At 53.1% G+C, this 16,897-nt stretch carries 12 protein-coding genes; all 12 read left to right on the forward strand.

Going from position 1 to position 16,897, the window contains the following annotated elements; translation table 11 throughout:
• Window positions 1-26 precede the first annotated feature (26 nt).
• The 12 genes from VHA_RS04615 to uvrA all read left to right on the forward strand — a co-directional run bounded on the left by VHA_RS04615 (window position 27) and on the right by uvrA (window position 16,864).
• Window positions 27-2,246 carry a GumC family protein gene (locus VHA_RS04615; protein WP_005502272.1) on the forward strand — a complete coding sequence of 740 codons (2,220 nt, stop codon included), beginning with the start codon at window positions 27-29 and terminating at the stop codon, window positions 2,244-2,246.
• A gap of 30 nt (window positions 2,247-2,276) precedes the next feature.
• On the forward strand, window positions 2,277-3,248 hold the full coding sequence (locus VHA_RS04620; protein ID WP_005502273.1) for a DHH family phosphoesterase: 972 nt from the start codon (window positions 2,277-2,279) through the stop codon (window positions 3,246-3,248).
• 12 nt (window positions 3,249-3,260) lie between these two features.
• Window positions 3,261-4,178: a sulfate adenylyltransferase subunit CysD gene (gene cysD / locus VHA_RS04625; protein WP_005502276.1), complete on the forward strand. Its 918-nt coding sequence runs from the start codon at window positions 3,261-3,263 to the stop codon at window positions 4,176-4,178.
• A 62-nt stretch (window positions 4,179-4,240) separates the two neighbouring features.
• Window positions 4,241-5,650 carry a sulfate adenylyltransferase subunit CysN gene (cysN, locus tag VHA_RS04630; protein ID WP_005502278.1) on the forward strand — a complete coding sequence of 470 codons (1,410 nt, stop codon included), beginning with the start codon at window positions 4,241-4,243 and terminating at the stop codon, window positions 5,648-5,650.
• A 58-nt stretch (window positions 5,651-5,708) separates the two neighbouring features.
• Window positions 5,709-6,761 (forward strand): glycosyltransferase, encoded by a 1,053-nt coding sequence (locus tag VHA_RS04635; protein ID WP_040528226.1) that lies wholly within the window; start codon window positions 5,709-5,711, stop codon window positions 6,759-6,761.
• Complete coding sequence (locus VHA_RS04640) at window positions 6,745-7,965, forward strand: O-antigen ligase family protein (protein ID WP_005502280.1); 1,221 nt, start codon at window positions 6,745-6,747, stop codon at window positions 7,963-7,965. The genes VHA_RS04635 and VHA_RS04640 overlap by 17 nt, the downstream gene beginning before the upstream one ends.
• Window positions 7,962-8,777, forward strand: a complete 816-nt coding sequence (locus tag VHA_RS04645) for a putative capsular polysaccharide synthesis family protein (protein ID WP_005502281.1) — start codon at window positions 7,962-7,964, stop codon at window positions 8,775-8,777. Before VHA_RS04640 ends, VHA_RS04645 begins: the two co-directional genes overlap by 4 nt.
• On the forward strand, window positions 8,774-9,817 hold the full coding sequence (locus tag VHA_RS04650) for a glycosyltransferase family 4 protein (protein ID WP_005502282.1): 1,044 nt from the start codon (window positions 8,774-8,776) through the stop codon (window positions 9,815-9,817). The genes VHA_RS04645 and VHA_RS04650 overlap by 4 nt, the downstream gene beginning before the upstream one ends.
• Before the next feature lie 3 nt (window positions 9,818-9,820).
• Complete coding sequence (locus tag VHA_RS04655) at window positions 9,821-11,542, forward strand: SLC13 family permease (RefSeq protein WP_005502283.1); 1,722 nt, start codon at window positions 9,821-9,823, stop codon at window positions 11,540-11,542.
• A gap of 9 nt (window positions 11,543-11,551) precedes the next feature.
• Window positions 11,552-12,865 carry a flippase gene (locus tag VHA_RS04660; protein ID WP_040528205.1) on the forward strand — a complete coding sequence of 438 codons (1,314 nt, stop codon included), beginning with the start codon at window positions 11,552-11,554 and terminating at the stop codon, window positions 12,863-12,865.
• Between the two features lie 145 nt (window positions 12,866-13,010).
• A complete protein-coding gene (gene galU, locus VHA_RS04665) occupies window positions 13,011-13,877 on the forward strand; it encodes a UTP--glucose-1-phosphate uridylyltransferase GalU (RefSeq protein ID WP_005502285.1) in 867 nt (288 codons plus the stop codon).
• Between the two features lie 152 nt (window positions 13,878-14,029).
• Entirely contained in the window at window positions 14,030-16,864 is a 2,835-nt protein-coding gene (uvrA, locus tag VHA_RS04670; protein WP_005502286.1) for an excinuclease ABC subunit UvrA, read from the forward strand.
• The last annotated feature ends 33 nt before the right edge of the window (window positions 16,865-16,897 follow it).

Genomic DNA, 16,897 nt, shown 5'->3' on the forward strand with positions numbered 1-16,897 from the left:
ATAAAGAATAAAAGGACGACAACACAATGAAACTTATCGAGCCAAATCAGGCCATTGAGCCAGCGCGCCTCGATCTTAAGCGCTACATCAGCGTCATTTGGCGTTATTGGCTCCCTATCGCCTTCTTCGTGACGACGATGACCCTGATTGCCACCGTGATAATCCTGACTATCTCGCCGGTATACCGCGCCACCGCAACCCTGCTGATTGAATCTGAGGCGAACAACGCCATTTCTATCGAAGAGGTCTATACCTTCGACACCAGCCAAAAAGAGTATTACCAGACCCAGTTTGAGATCCTGCGCTCCAACCACATCGCCGAAAAGGTGATTGAAGAGCTCGGTATTGCCAATATCCGGGAATTTAACAATCAGGTTGGGGAACCTTCCGGTCGCGATAAATTGTTGCGCCTTCTCTACAACATTGCCCCTTTACAACAATTTCTTCCCGAACCCGTGTCCCATGCTGAACTGATGAATGAATCGGCAGCCCGCCAGGCGGTGCTGAAAAAATTCAAATCTCACCTCACCATCAGTCCTATCCGCAACACGCAACTGGTCAACATCCATTTTGGCTCGACCGATCCGGAACTTGCCGCCAGCGTTGCCAACGCATTGGGGCAGGCGTACATCGAGTCCAACCTTGAAGCCCGATTGGTGGCGACGCAAACCGCCTCTTTCTGGATCACAGAGCGCCTGAGCGAGTTGAAAGAAAACCTGAATACTGCCGAACAGGCCCTGACGACTTTTCTCAAAGAAGAAGGGCTGATTGAACTCAGCGACATTGATGAGCTGGCGGGCAACGAGCTCACTAACCTGTCTATTCGTTCGGCCAACGCCCGTGAGCGTCGCGTCGCCGCGGAGAGCCTGTTCTCCCAGCTGAGAAACAACGCCAATGCCAGCTTGATGGCAGTGCCCGAAATCTCTAACCACCCGCAAGTCAGGGATGTCAAAAATGCCGAAACAGACGCGGAGAGAAGAGTCTCTGAGCTCTCCAAGCGCTATGGCCCCAAACACGACAAGATGATCCAGGCTCAGGCTCAGCTCGATGCCGTGCGCCAGCGCATGTATGCCGTGCTTTATAACCTGGCACAAGGCATTGAAAAAGAACTCGACAGCGCCCGCCAGCAAGAACGGGTGCTGGCTGCCGAGCTGGAAAGCAAAAAAAATGACTACCAGTTAATCAGTGCCAAACGCGCACAATATGAATCACTTAAACGCGATGTCGACGCCAATCGGCAGCTCTATGACATCTTCCTGAACCGCCAGAAAGAAACCTCAGCCACCAGTGACTTTGAAGCCGTGCAAGCGCGTTTCACCGACCGCGCCACTGTGCCCCAGGAACCATTCAGCCCCCAGACATCGAAATTAATCGTGATCAGCGCCGCATTCACCTTTCTTCTGGCCATTGTGGGCGCGTTTTTGGCAGATGCTTATCGCAACACCATTGAAAAGCCTGACGACATAGAGGAGAAGCTGGGCTTGCAACATCTCGGATTCCTGCCCCGGGTAAAAGGGAAGCGTTTTAAGAATGCACCGCTTGATCACACCGTTTATCTTGATCCGGACGAAACCTTGTTCAGCGAGTCTGTCCGCACCATCCGCACCTCAATCCTGCTGACGTTAACCAACAGCAAACGTAATGTGCTTGCCGTCACCTCATCGTTACCGTCCGAAGGGAAAACCACGGTTGCCCTGAATCTTGCCCAGTCGCTGGCCAAAATGGAGCGCACACTCCTGATCGACTGCGACCTGCGTATGCCGGCAGTCGGGCAACGTTATGCCCTGCCCCGTAACCAGGCAGGGTTGAGTAATGTGTTGGTGATGGGCGCCCCGGTTGCTGACTGCATTTATCACGATGATGATACGAAGCTCGATATCCTCCCGGCAGGATTGCTGCCATCGAATCCACAGGAGTTGCTGGGTTCCACCAAGTTCTCAGCGCTGCTCACCCAACTGACACAGAGCTATGACAGGATCATTCTCGATACGCCACCGATTCAGGTGGTCAGCGACGGCCTGATCCTGGGGCGTTTGGCTGGCGGCATGATCCTGGTCGTAAAAGCAGAATCCACGACCGAAAAACAGATCAACCGTTCTATCAGCCAACTCGTTCGCCATGACATTGCCATCGATGGCGTGGTTCTCAACCAGCTCTCTGCCAAACACGCGGAGGAAAAATACAAGCTGCACTATGGTTATTACAACAATAACAAACAACATGATAACACCTTAGAAGCGAGCTAATGGCTTCCAGAGCAAGGATCAACAAGAATAATGAAAACCAGTTTTGATATTTTTAATGGCGATGCCGACGGGATTTGCGCCCTGCTCCAGCTCCGCCTTGCCACCCCAAAAGACAGCGTGTTAATCACAGGGGTGAAGCGCGATATTGTCCTGTTAAAGCAAGTGGATCCCGCCGTGGCGCAGGATGTCACCGTGCTGGACGTGGCGATGGAGAAAAACAGGCCAGCCTTGGATAACCTGCTGTCGCAGGGTGTACGGGTGTTCTATGCCGATCACCATAACCCGGGCGATGTGCCGGTGCACCCCTCACTGACCACCCACATCAATACGGCGTCAAACACCTGTACCAGCCTTATCATCGACAAACTGCTCGAAGGTCGTTACCGCGAATGGGCTTTAGTGGGTGCGTATGGCGACAATATGATTGCCACCGCAGATGTGCTGGCCAAAAAGGCAGGCCTTTGCGAACAGGACCGGACCAAACTGATGCAGTTTGGTACCTATCTCAACTACAACGGCTACGGTTCTTCCCTGTCAGATCTGCTGTTTGCACCGGCAGAGATCTATCGCCTGATGGCGCCTTATCCTTCACCGTTCAGCTTTATCGCCGAACGCCCGGATGTGTATGCCACGCTGGAAAACGGCTTTCTCAGCGACAGCGAAAAAGCCGCCGCTATCATGCCTTACTCTGAGCGTCAGGGTTCACGGGTATATATGTTGCCGGATGAAGCCTGGGCACGCCGTATCAGCGGGGTGTATTCGAACGATCTCACCAACCGCGATCCGAATGTTGCTAACGCAGTGATCACCGCGAAAGTCGACGGAAATTATCTGGTCAGCATCCGTGCGCCACTCAAAAACCGCACTGGTGCCGACGAATTAGCAGCCTCTTTCCCAACCGGAGGGGGCCGTAAAGCGGCAGCAGGGATCAATGCCCTGCCCGCCGAATTGCTTAACGATTTTATTGATGCGTTCCACCAGCGTTACCAGCTGGCAACGTAAAAAGGACCCAATATGGTGGACATGATTTCGCTAAACCAAACCCATCTCAAACAGCTTGAGAACGAATCGATACACATCATCCGTGAAGTGGCTGCCGAGTTTGACAACCCGGTGATGCTGTATTCCATCGGAAAGGACTCCGCTGTCATGCTCCATCTGGCAATGAAGGCCTTCTACCCCGGTAAACCACCGTTTCCGCTGCTGCATGTGGACACCACGTGGAAGTTCAAGGAGATGATCACCTTCCGTGATGCGTTCACCAAGCGTCATGGTCTCGACCTCTTGGTACACATTAACCAGGAAGGTGTCGACATGGGCATGGGGCCTTTCTCCCATGGCAGTGCCAAGCACACGGATGTGATGAAAACCCAGGCGCTGAAACAGGCGCTGGACAAATACGGCTTTGATGCTGCCTTCGGTGGTGCGCGCCGTGATGAAGAGAAAAGCCGTGCCAAAGAGCGCGTTTACTCCTTCCGTGACAAGCACCACCGCTGGGATCCGAAAAACCAGCGTCCGGAGCTTTGGGATATCTACAACGGCCGCGTCAACAAGGGCGAAAGTATCCGGGTATTCCCGCTGTCGAACTGGACAGAACTCGATATCTGGCAATACATCTATCTGGAAAATATCGACATCGTCCCGCTCTACTTCGCGGAAAAACGCCCGGTGGTAGAACGTGACGGCACTCTGATCATGGTGGATGACGATCGCATGCCGCTGGAGCCCGGTGAAAAGCCGGAAATGAAGTCGGTCCGCTTCCGCACGCTCGGCTGCTACCCGCTGACCGGTGCAGTGGAATCAACCGCAGCCACGCTGCCAGAAATCATCCAGGAAATGCTGCTGACCAAAACGTCAGAGCGACAAGGCCGTGTGATCGACCACGATCAGGCGGGCTCCATGGAGCAGAAAAAACGCGAAGGCTACTTCTAACTACACCTAAGCCTCGACACTTGAATGAAAGACTATTTGCTTGCCGGCACAAGGAGTGACCCATGAGCCACAGCTCATCGCTGATCGCAACGGACATCGAAGCGTACCTCCATCAGCACGAAAACAAAGATTTACTGCGCCTGCTCACCTGCGGCAGCGTGGATGACGGCAAATCAACCCTGATTGGCCGCCTGCTGTTTGACACTAAACTGATTTTTGAAGATCACCTCACCAGCCTGCACAAGGACAATGCCCGTGTGGGGAACGCCGGTGAAGCGCTCGACTTGGCCCTTCTGGTCGATGGCCTGCAATCTGAACGTGAGCAGGGCATTACCATTGATGTGGCGTACCGCTATTTTTCGACCGAAAAGCGCAAATTCATCATCGCTGACTGCCCGGGACACGAGCAGTACACCCGCAACATGGCCACCGGAGCATCAAACTGCGAACTGGCGATTGTGATGGTCGATGCCCGTAAAGGCTTGCTGACCCAGACCCGTCGCCACAGTTATATCGTCAGCCAACTGGGTATCCGCCATGTGGTGGTTGCGGTCAACAAAATGGATTTGGTCGACTTTGACCAGACCGTTTTTGAGCGTATCCAGGCAGACTACCAGACGATGGCAAACCAGCTTGGCATTCACGATGTGCGCTATGTGCCAATCTCGGCACTGGCCGGTGACAACGTGGTCAGCAACAGCGAAAACACCCCTTGGTACCAAGGCCCCTCCCTGATGGGCGTGTTGGAAGGTGTCGAAATCACCCGCGACCAGAACCTCGATCAGATGCGCTTTCCGGTGCAATACGTTAACCGCCCCAACCTCGATTTCCGTGGTTATTGCGGCACGCTGGCCTCCGGCATTCTGCGCAAGGGCGATACCGTGATGGCGTTGCCTTCAGGCCAACAAAGTACCGTCACTTCGATCGTTACCTATGACGGCGAACTCGATGCCGTCGCCCCCAAAAATGCCATCACTGTGACGCTTGCCGATGAAATCGATATCTCCCGCGGCGACATGCTGGTTCACCCGGATACGGCCCCAGCAGTCACTGACCGCCTGTCTGCCAACATTGTCTGGATGTCACAAGATACGATGAAAACCCAACGTGACTATGACTTCAAGTTCGCGAGTCTCAATGTCACCGGGCGTATCACCGAGATTGCACACAAGGTTGATATCAATAATTTTGAGACCCTGCCCGCCACCGAACTCGCATTGAACGAAATCGGCAAGGTAGAACTGCATCTCAACGCCCTGGTTGCGACAGACAATTACACCCAGAACCACAAAACCGGCGCTTTTATTGTCATTGACCGCCTGAGCAACATCACGGTCGGTGCCGGTATGGTAGATACCGTGCATGCCCCGCATAAGCAGGCAAACAAACACAGCTATACCACCGCGGAAATCGCCCTGAACCGGTATATCCGCGAGCACTATCCAGAATGGGACACCCTGTCCATTGAGTAACAACAATATTTATATGGACACACTGACCATCAACGCCAAACGGGAGAGAAGTGCCAACATGCCGGTAAACGTACTGCACATCATCAACGATCTGTCACGTAATGGCGGCGCACAGCGTTTTGTCGTCGATTTGGTGTGCCCGACACCTGCCGGCTATGTGAGCAAAGTCGTCATACTCAATAACATGAATGACTTTTCAGAGGTGCTCGAGGCGGCCGGGGTGGAATGTCTGGTCTGGGGAAACCTGACACTGAAAGAAAAGTGGCAAATCCTGCGCTGGCCCGATGTAGTACACGGCCACCTGTTTCCCTCTATCTACATTGCACTGGCGGCTTTTGGCAAAAAGCGAATCCAGACCGAGCACAATACCCACAACCGCCGCCGCGACCATGGGTGGATGAAGCCATTCGAATGGCTGCTGTACTGGCGCTACCAAAAAACGGTCTGTATCACCAATCAGGTAAAAAACGCTCTGGAAGACTTTCTCCCACGCTGGAAAAAGCACTACTCCGTGATTTTCAATGGCATCGATCTGAGCAAGTTCTCGATGGAGGAGAAACAACCACCGGCGGGTGACGCAACCGTGCGGATGGGTATGGTGGGTCGCCTGCACCCTTATAAAGACCATCCCACACTGATACGTGCGCTGGCGCAATTGCCCCCACGCTATGAGCTCCATTTTGCCGGTGATGGGGAACGCCGTGACGAATACGAAGCCCTGGTCAGGGCACTGAACCTGGAAAGCCGGGTAGTGTTTCATGGTGTCCGTTCGGACATTCCGGCATTTTTGGACAGTCTGAATATCTATGTGCAGAGCACCATCATTGAAGGCTTTGGCCTTGCTGCGGTGGAAGCGATGGCCGCCGGACTGCCGGTACTGGCCTCCAATGTGCAGGGGATTGATGAGGTCATCGGCATTGATGATTACCTGTTCCCGTTAGGCGATGACAAGGCGCTGGCCCACACTGTCTCCGCGATTTGCGAGAATCCAGAGCAATACACCAGGGCGTCAAAACGTTCACTTTCGCGCTGCCAGCTGTACACACTGGACGCCTTTCGGGACCAGTACTATCAGGCCTATCAGGGGTTAGTGGATGATCAAACCGCTTGAACATGCCGCAGCGCTTGCCGTTGTCCTGTTTTTTGTCCCCATGAAGGTCACTGTCGCGGGCATTTCATTATACCTTGCTGATTTGGTGGGTATCATGGCGTTGGGTTTTCTTGGCCTGACAGCATGTCGTGGCCAGTTGCTGCAATCCACGGTACGGGCCAGTGGTTTTATTCTGGTCTTCGTTGCCTACATTGCACTGGCAGGTGTTGTCAGTAATGTACCGGTCAAACTGGTGCTCATTGAAATGGTGCAGTGGCTTTCTGTGGCCGCCTTTCTTGGCGTCCTTCATCAGGCAGGACTTTTGGCCTCCCCACGCTTTCTTACTCTGGTCACTGTGTATACCTTTCTCGGGGCGCTGTACACCGCAGGCTGGCACCTGATGTATTCGACAGTGCGTGACTTCAAGCAACTCGAAAACACCAAGTATTTCTTCGGCTTTACCTGTGCCCTGCTCTATATCCTGCGCCGACAGATCCGGTTTGGGCACCTGATGTTAGCCATCGCCATGGTGATGTTGCTGATGTCTGGGGAGCGTAAAGCGCTGATGGGCGTCGCCGCGTTGGTTATCTGTGATTTCCTCTTTTGCCGGGAAATCTCCCATCCCCGCTCGCAACAAACGGCTGTCGCACTGGGCATACTGGGTCTTCTCGGGGGGGGACTGGCTCTTGTTTCTGGCTGGTATCTTGCCGGCACCGACGCACTGCTTGATACATTTGAATTTACCCAATTCGACATTCTGTTCGCCGATCAGCAAGAGGCACGCTGGGACTCAGAATTATGGCGCAAGCTCCTGCTGGCGAACGGCTTCTCGCTGTTTCTGGAGTATCCCGTGTTCGGGGTTGGCCCCAAAATGCTGCCGATGTATATCGCCAATTACTTCCAGAATCAGGAACTGGCCATCTACACCCATAACTTCGTCCTGGACGTAGCGATTGAATATGGTCTGGTAGGGCTTGCCATTTTGATTGGCGGCTTCCTGTTGGGGCTGCGTCGACTGTTCAGGCAACGCTTTGTTAACCCCGTGGCGTTTCTGCTTGCGGTTTACATTCTCGCTATGGTGCTGTTTGTTGCGGTCAACAGCACCATTATGCTGATGTTTTTATTTCCATTTTTCGTTAACACCCGAGTGGTGGGCAGGCCAGAGCCCAGTGCACCTGCCACGCGATCTTTTTCCCTTATTGCCCACCAAGAGGACAAACAATGAAGTTCAGCCTTGCCCGACAACGCGCATTCGACCAGACCCTGAACGCGCCGGATTTTGTCTTGGTTTATCAAATGGGTAAAGTTGGTTCATCATCGATAGAAGCGTCCCTTGAACACGCTGGCATTCCCAGTTGGCACCTCCATACCTTCGATGACAACGAAGAGTTCCAGATGTACCGCAATACCGGCGATGTGGCCTGCTTTTTTGACTGGCCTATCCGTGCTGCCTACAAGCTGACCCTGTCGCACCGCAGACGCATTCTGCAAAAACGTGATCACCTGAAAATCATCACGCTGGTGCGCGATCCTATTGCTACAGTCGTCTCCCGTTTTTTCCAGGATCTGCATATCCAGTTTATTGCCGGCAAGAAAAACGAAGCCATTCATGGGGATATCGATGCAACACTTCGCCATCTCGTCGATGCGTTTGAAACCCAGATGCGTCTGGAGTATTTCACCGATTGGTTCAACAGGGAGCTGAAACGCCGGTTTGGTGTTGATGTGCTCACCCATATCCAGAACCCGGGCCAGAGCCATTGGCGCATTGAGCAAGGCGGGCGGGATGTGCTGCTGATGAAGTGCGAAGCCATTAACCAGTCTGCCGGTGTGCTGGCTGACTTCCTTGCTACACCCGGTTTCCAGCTGCAATCCAGTAACGAGGCAACCAACAAATGGTACTCCGCGCTTTACCAGCGCTTCAAAGAAACCTACCCGTTTGAGCGCTTATTTCACCTCTATGATGCGCCACTGTACCGCGCCATCTACAGCGAAGAAGACATTGCACAATTTAAAATGAAATGGAGTAAGCGATGAAAACTGTCCTCCATATCACAGAAGCCTTTGGCGGTGGCATCCAGACAGCGCTGTGCAGTTACGCCAAGTCGACCAAAGGGGACCCCATTCGCCATCACCTGTTTGCCCGCCTGCGTCCGGACGACGATACCGGCATGGCCATCACTGCTCTGTTTGACCATATCCAGACTGTTGAAGGCGGTCTGCTGGACTTTTTCCGGGCAGCGAGAAAGGCCGTGTTACAGACTCAGCCAGATGTGATCCACCTGCATTCCAGCTTTGCGGGTTTTCTGGGGCGTTTTCTGCCCAAACAAGGTAAAACCCGGATTGTCTACACGCCCCACTGTTATGCATTTGAGCGCCGTGATATTTCCGGTGTCATGCAGCATGTTTATACACGACTGGAGACCCTTGGGCTGTCACGCATTGATACCATTGCCGGTTGCAGCGAAAGGGAATGCGAGCTGGGCTATGCACTTGGTGCTAAAAACGCAGTGCACCTCAATAACTACGCTGACCTTGACTCGGCAATGAAGCCAGATGGCGCGTCCCGGGCCGCCCCACCTTTCCACGTGGTGGTAGCCGGGCGTATTTCGCCACAAAAAGATCCCCAGTTTCTGCTCAACACCCTTACCTGCCTGAAGGCATACCCAGAGTACAGTCAAATCAGATTTCACTGGCTCGGTGGGGGCGATCCTGAGATGGAAAAGGCACTGCGTGATGCAGGCGTTGACGTGACAGGTATGATCCCCCACCCACAGTTAATGATCGCCCTGAAAAAGGCGGATTTGTACCTTCACACCGCAGCTTGGGAAGGCATGCCTCTCACTATTCTGGAAGCCGCAAAACTGCATATCCCTATGGTACTGCGCGTCATCGGTGCCACTCAAAACCTGCAATACCCGTTCATGACAGATTCCCCTGATACCATGGCCGAGCAAATCATCAGATTCTGCAAACACCCGGACAGTCCCGACTACCCGAAAGCTGTCGATGACTTTAACCGCAATTTCAGCGCTGAAAAGCAGCGTAAGGCTCTACACCTTATCTATGGAGCCTGATGCATGAGCATGATTGTGGCACTGATGATTACAGGATTACTGGTAGCATTGCTGGCCACCCGTCTGCGTCCTGCATTGGTGTTTGGGGCAGTGTTTACTGTCTTGCTGCTGCTGGATATCGTCCCAGCCGCACAGCTTTTTAATAACTTCACCAATACGGCTCTCGTTACCCTGGTACTCTTGGTGATGGTATCTGTGATCCTTGAACGCACGCCCTACATCAGTGCACTTGGCCGATGGTGTACCCAAGGCAACCTCAGGAAAGTGACTCTGCAAACAACCCTGTCTGCCGGGCTATTGTCTGCCGTGATTAATAACACTGCGGTGGTTTCCACCCTGATGCGAAGTATGACCAAAAGCCAGCATCCCTCCAGTAAGCTGCTGATCCCCCTTTCCTATGCCACTATCCTCGGTGGTACCACAACACTGATTGGCACGTCCACCAACCTGCTGGTAAATGGTTTTACCCTCAATGCCGGCTTGCCGGGGATAGGCTTTTTCGACTTCACAGTGATTGGATTACCGGTATTTATCACCGGAGTACTGGTGATCACTCTGGTATCAGTATCACTACTGCCAAACCGCCTGGGCGAGGAACAGGAAACGTCACAAAACTACCTGTTAGAATCCCAGTTAGCCCCTGCGTCTCCCCTTGTCGGACAACGTGTCGGACAAAGTGGCCTTCGCAATCTTGAACGTCTTTTCCTGGTTGAAATTATCCGCGGTGCACACATCATTTCCCCTGTTACGCCGGATGAACGATTGCAGGGTAACGACATTTTAGTGTTCTCCGGTGATTTGGAATCAGCGGCGATGCTGGAGAAATTCAAAGGGTTGGAACCCAAAACGCAGGGCGAGAAACTGCCTTCGGATAATCTGATCAGTGTCGTTATCACCCCCCATGCCGTGATCGCCGGAAAGACCATTAAGTCCGTTCAATTTCGTGCTCTGTTCGACGCTGCCGTTGTGGCAGTAAAACGGGGGGAGCATCACATTTCCGGTGGCCTTGGCCAGGTGACCTTGCAAGGGGGCGACCTCCTGGTGCTGGCTGTCAGTCAGGACTTTTTCAACCGCGGCAACCTGGCACAAAACTTTATTCTGGTGGAAGAAAGGGAAAACAATGCCCTGCTCAGCAGCGCACAGTCGTTACTGTTTTGCGGTGGTGCGATTGTCGCCTTGCTCGCCAGTTTCCTTGAATGGCTTCCCCTGTACAAAGGGCTGACCCTGTTGCTTGCCGCCTCAGTGGCTGCGCGCCTGGTGTCTATCCATGATTTACGAAGGCGCTTCCCGTTTGAACTGGTACTGGTGATTGGCTCGGCACTGGGGCTCGCACAGGCAATTAGCCTCACCGGTCTTGCCGATCGCCTTGCTGCCCTGATCATGAGCGTCAGCCAGAGCGGAGGACCTTTTGGCGCGATGGTAATTCTTTACCTCGCGACCTGGTTGATGACAGAGCTCATCACCAACAATGCAGCAGCGGCAATCAGTTTCCCGGTGGGACTTGCCATCGCTGCTCAGTATCACATTGATCCGATGCCGTTTATTATGACCGTTGCCTTTGCCGCCAGTGCCAGCTTTCTCTCTCCTTTCGGTTACCAAACCAACCTGATGGTCTTTACCGCAGGTCGCTACATGCCAAAGGATTATCTTCAGGCGGGTTTACCGCTCACCCTGGTTTATGCCACCGGCGTACTTTCCCTTATTCCCCTGTTTTTCCCCTGGTAAGGCAGATTGATGATTCTCAGACTCGTACGCCGCTTTCAATCCTTGGAACCTGCCCGTCGCCAGTTCCTGTTTCATGCTGCCCTGGCTGCACTGTTCAGGGTGCTTTCTGCCGCAGCGGCTTTCCTGTTGAGTGTGGTTGCTGCCCGGGTGCTGGGTGCCGAGCAATCCGGACTGTTTTTCCTTGGCATGAGTCTCGCCATTTTGCTCGGTACACTCTGTTTGCTGGGCATGGACAATGCGTTGCTGCGTTTTATCGGCCATGCAAGCAATGTAGGGAATACCACCCTGACCAATCAGGTATTCACCAACGCCTATCTCGTAGTATTACCGGCCTCTGCATTGACGGGATTTATCACCTATCTGGCGGCCCCATGGCTTGCCGACGTGGTGTTTGATAAACCCCTGGCGACTGATAGCCTGCGCCATTTCGCCATCGCCATCCCTTTTGTCAGCCTGTTCTTTTTACATGGCTATGCCCTGCAGGCCACCCGAAAGGTGATTGCTTCCGTCTGCTCCATGCAGCTTGGAGTAACGGTATTGGCACTGCCTGCCCTGTTGCTTTTCGCACAGTACAGCAACAAACTCCAGGCAGGTACTGCCTCGTTACTGTATGTTATCGCAGCAGCCGTGGTTGTTCTCATTGGTTTGTGGCTTTGGTTACGCATGCCCGGCCACCGTTTTGACCGCAGTGATACCAAAATGCCTGCATTTTGGCAGGCTGCACCAAACCTTTGGTTAGTTTCAGCCACCGCACAGGCGATACCCTGGGCCTCTGTGGTGATCGTCGGGCTGTTTGTCAGCGCGCAGGAGGTCGCCTATTTTTCTGCCGCCCAGCGCACTTCGTTGCTGATCAGTTTTATGTTAATGGTGGTGAATTTCGTTGCCGCACCACGATTCTCGACACTGTTCAATGCAGAAAACTGGGATGAACTGAAAAAGTTGGCACAATTTTCAACCCGTCTGATGGTAATTTTTTCCCTGCCTGTATTGGCTGCGGTACTGATCTGGCCTGATAAAATCATGGCGCTGTTTGGCGAGGACTTCACCCCATCAGGGCAACTGCTGGTGATCCTGGCTATCGGGCAAACTATCAATGTGATGACTGGCTCTGTCGGCTTTCTTCTCACCATGTGTGGTTATGAAAGGGACATGCGCAACATCACCCTGTTTGCCGGCATGCTCACTGTAACCTTGATATTCGTGTTGACGTCTCTATGGGGGATTGTCGGCGCGGCCCTGGCGGTGAGTATTGGTGTCGGCACCCAGAACTTACTGGCGGTACATAAGGTCAAAAAAAGGCTCGGCTTTTGGCCAATCGGTTGAGCATATCTTGTCGTTGAACCTCTATGCTCGCATAATCTAACAATGAGACAAAATTGTAACTGGTGCGTGGTAACATCCTACCTCTCCTGTATTTTTACATCACCACGAGTTCGGTAAATATAACGTATTGTATTAAGGACAACCTATGATCAAGAAGTGTCTATTCCCGGCGGCTGGCTATGGAACCCGTTTCCTACCAGCCACCAAATCTATGCCGAAAGAAATGATGCCCATTGTCAACAAGCCCCTGATTGAATATGGCGTTGATGAAGCGCTGGAGGCAGGTATTACCGGTATGTGTATTGTGACCGGACGCGGTAAACACAGCCTGATGGATCACTTCGACAAAAACTACGAACTTGAGCACCAAATCAGTGGCACAAACAAAGAAGCCCTGCTTGATGACATCCGCACAACCATTGATGCCGCGTCCTTTACCTATATTCGCCAAAAAGAAATGAAAGGTCTGGGCCACGCCATCCTGACTGGTCGCGAACTGGTCGGTGACGATGCATTTGCGGTGGTATTGGCCGATGACCTTTGCGTTAACCGCGAGGAAGGTGTGCTCTCCCAAATGGTTGCCTTGTACAAACAGTTCCGTTGCTCCATTGTTGCCGTAGAAGAAGTGCCGGTGGATGAAACCCACAAATACGGTGTGATCGCCGGTGAGGAAATGAAAGAGAATCTCTACCGCGTCGACAACATGGTTGAAAAACCCGAACCGGGCACCGCACCAAGCAACCTGGCGATCATTGGCCGCTACATCCTGACCCCGGATATTTTCGATATTCTGGAAAACACCGAACCTGGCAAAAACGGAGAAATCCAGATCACCGACGCCCTGCTCAAGCAAGCCAAAAGCGGCTGTGTACTGGCGTACAAATTCAAGGGTGAACGCTTTGACTGCGGCAGCGTAGAAGGCTTCATTGAAGCCACCAACTACTGTTACGAAAACATCTACCTACAGTCTGATGCACCCAACCAGCCACAAAAAACGGTAAAATGTGGTTGATCGAAAACCACACAAACATCGTTAAAATCTGTATGTTAAAAAGAAGAAGGCTGTATATTTATACAGCTTTCTTCTTTTTCATTGGGCAATAATATGGGATACTACTCTCTTCATTTTTTCATCGGGCTTTGAATGGCAAGGGCAAGGTAGACATGGACACGATTGATGTCAGAGGGGCACGTACCCATAATCTGAAAAACATTAACCTGACAATCCCGCGCGACAAACTGATCGTGATCACCGGCCTGTCAGGCTCCGGCAAATCATCGCTGGCGTTTGACACCCTGTATGCAGAGGGCCAACGTCGTTATGTCGAATCCCTGTCTGCCTATGCACGCCAGTTCCTTTCCCTGATGGAAAAGCCGGATGTAGACCACATCGAAGGGCTTTCCCCAGCCATTTCTATCGAGCAGAAATCCACGTCGCACAACCCACGCTCAACCGTAGGGACCATCACAGAAGTCTACGACTACCTGCGTCTGCTCTATGCCCGAGTCGGCGATCCCCGTTGCCCAACCCACAATGTGACACTGGAAGCCCAGACTATTAGCCAGATGGTGGATAAGGTGCTGGCGCTGGAAGAAGGCAGCAAAATGATGCTGCTGGCCCCGATTGTCAAAGAACGCAAAGGCGAGCACGTCAAAACCCTGGAAAATCTGGTGGCCCACGGTTTTATCCGTGCCCGTATCGACGGTGAGGTGTGTGACCTGTCTGATCCCCCACCCTTGGAGCTCCACAAAAAGCACACCATTGAAGTGGTGGTGGACAGGTTTAAGGTCCGGAACGATCTCCAGCAACGTCTGGCAGAATCCTTCGAAACCGCGATTGAACTGACCGGTGGCACTGCCGTGGTCAGTCACATGGACGGTGATGGCGAGGATCTGGTTTTCTCAGCCAATTTTGCCTGCCCGCATTGTGGTTACAGCATGCAGGAACTGGAGCCTCGCCTGTTCTCGTTCAACAACCCTGCCGGTGCCTGCCCCACCTGTGATGGACTTGGCGTGCAGCAATATTTCGATGAAAACCGCGTGGTGCAGAACGAGGCAGTCAGCCTTGCCGGCGGTGCAATCCGTGGCTGGGATCGCCGCAACTTCTATTACTTCCAAATGCTGAACTCGCTGGCAGACCACTACGGCTTTGACATTGAAACGCCGTGGAAGGATTTGCCGAAAGCAATCAAGGATGTGGTACTGAACGGTTCCGGATCGACAGACATTGCCTTTAAATACGTCAATGACCGCGGTGATATCACCGTGCGTAAGCACCCGTTCGAAGGCATTCTCAATAACCTCAACCGCCGCTACCGCGATACCGAGTCCATGGCAGTGCGTGAAGAGCTGGCGAAGTATATCGCCAACAAGCCCTGCTCCAGCTGTGGCGGCTCGCGCCTCCGAGAAGAAGCGCGCCACGTATTTGTCGGGAACACCAACCTGCCCGCCATCTGTGAAATGAGTATTCATGAAGCACTGACATTCTTTGCCAGTCTTGAGCTCACAGGCCAGCGCGCCCAGATTGCTGACAAGGTACTGAAAGAGATCCACGACAGGCTGAGCTTTCTGGTCAATGTGGGTCTGAATTACCTCAACCTGTCGCGCAGCGCCGATACCCTGTCCGGGGGGGAAGCCCAGCGTATCCGACTGGCGAGCCAGATTGGCGCCGGTCTGGTCGGCGTGATGTATGTACTGGATGAACCTTCTATCGGCCTGCACCAGCGCGACAACGAGCGCCTGCTGGCAACCCTTGAGCACCTTCGTAACCTCGGCAATACCGTACTGGTGGTTGAACATGACGAAGATGCTATCCGTGCGGCCGACCACATTATTGATATCGGCCCGGGGGCCGGTGTTCATGGTGGCTATGTGGTGGCAGAAGGTACCTACGAGGAAATTATCAAAAATGAAGACTCCCTGACCGGTCAGTACCTCAGTGGCAAAAAGCAGATTGCCGTCCCACAGACACGTATCCCTTACGACAAAAAACGGGTGGTGAAACTGAGAGGGGCCAGCGGTAACAACCTGCGAAACGTGAACCTGACCCTGCCGGTTGGCCTGCTGACCTGTGTGACGGGTGTCTCGGGCTCCGGTAAATCCACACTGATCAATGACACCTTCTACAGGATTGCCCACCAGCACCTGAACGGTGCCACGACCGGCGAACCAGCACCATTCAAGGATATCGACGGTCTGGAGCACTTCGACAAGGTGATTGATATCGACCAAAGCCCGATTGGCCGTACCCCTCGCTCTAACCCGGCCACGTACACCGGTATTTTCACGCCTATTCGTGAGCTGTTTGCCGGTACTCAGGAATCACGCTCCCGCGGTTATAAAGTCGGCCGTTTCAGCTTCAACGTGAAGGGCGGACGCTGTGAGGCGTGTCAGGGCGACGGTGTTATCAAAGTCGAAATGCACTTCTTGCCCGATGTTTATGTACCTTGCGACGTGTGTAAAGGTAAGCGGTATAACCGTGAAACGCTGGAAATTCGCTACAAAGGCAAAACCATTGACGAAGTCCTTGAAATGACAGTGGAAGATGCACGCGAATTTTTTGATGCCGTCCCGGCAATAGCGCGCAAACTGCAAACTCTGATGGATGTTGGTCTTTCCTACATTCGTCTCGGCCAGGCGGCAACCACCCTTTCCGGTGGTGAAGCGCAGCGAGTTAAACTGGCGCGGGAGCTGTCAAAGCGTGACACAGGAAAAACCCTGTATATTCTGGATGAACCCACTACTGGGCTACACTTCCATGATATCCAGCAGTTGCTGACCGTGTTGCATCGCTTGCGCGATCATGGCAATACCATTGTGGTGATTGAGCACAACCTCGATGTGATAAAAACGGCAGACTGGATTGTCGATCTGGGGCCTGAGGGTGGCAGCGGCGGTGGTATGATCATTGCTGAAGGTACGCCGGAAGATGTCGCACTGGTTGAAGGCTCCCATACCGCAAGGTTCCTGAAACCCTTGCTCAAACAAAAGGCATCGTAAAGCATATTCGCGCGCTATCGACGGTAAAAATGA

The organism is Grimontia hollisae CIP 101886 (assembly GCF_000176515.1).
Classification (GTDB): domain Bacteria; phylum Pseudomonadota; class Gammaproteobacteria; order Enterobacterales; family Vibrionaceae; genus Enterovibrio; species Enterovibrio hollisae.

Bases quoted from the DNA above. Each gene is read 5' to 3' on its own strand.
- VHA_RS04615 (WP_005502272.1), top strand. From the start codon at position 27: ATGAAACTTATCGAGCCAAATCAGGCCATTGAGCCAGCGCGCCTCGAT.
- VHA_RS04620 (WP_005502273.1), top strand. From the start codon at position 2,277: ATGAAAACCAGTTTTGATATTTTTAATGGCGATGCCGACGGGATTTGC.
- cysD (WP_005502276.1), top strand. From the start codon at position 3,261: ATGGTGGACATGATTTCGCTAAACCAAACCCATCTCAAACAGCTTGAG.
- cysN (WP_005502278.1), top strand. From the start codon at position 4,241: ATGAGCCACAGCTCATCGCTGATCGCAACGGACATCGAAGCGTACCTC.
- VHA_RS04635 (WP_040528226.1), top strand. From the start codon at position 5,709: ATGCCGGTAAACGTACTGCACATCATCAACGATCTGTCACGTAATGGC.
- VHA_RS04640 (WP_005502280.1), top strand. From the start codon at position 6,745: ATGATCAAACCGCTTGAACATGCCGCAGCGCTTGCCGTTGTCCTGTTT.
- VHA_RS04645 (WP_005502281.1), top strand. From the start codon at position 7,962: ATGAAGTTCAGCCTTGCCCGACAACGCGCATTCGACCAGACCCTGAAC.
- VHA_RS04650 (WP_005502282.1), top strand. From the start codon at position 8,774: ATGAAAACTGTCCTCCATATCACAGAAGCCTTTGGCGGTGGCATCCAG.
- VHA_RS04655 (WP_005502283.1), top strand. From the start codon at position 9,821: ATGAGCATGATTGTGGCACTGATGATTACAGGATTACTGGTAGCATTG.
- VHA_RS04660 (WP_040528205.1), top strand. From the start codon at position 11,552: ATGATTCTCAGACTCGTACGCCGCTTTCAATCCTTGGAACCTGCCCGT.
- galU (WP_005502285.1), top strand. From the start codon at position 13,011: ATGATCAAGAAGTGTCTATTCCCGGCGGCTGGCTATGGAACCCGTTTC.
- uvrA (WP_005502286.1), top strand. From the start codon at position 14,030: ATGGACACGATTGATGTCAGAGGGGCACGTACCCATAATCTGAAAAAC.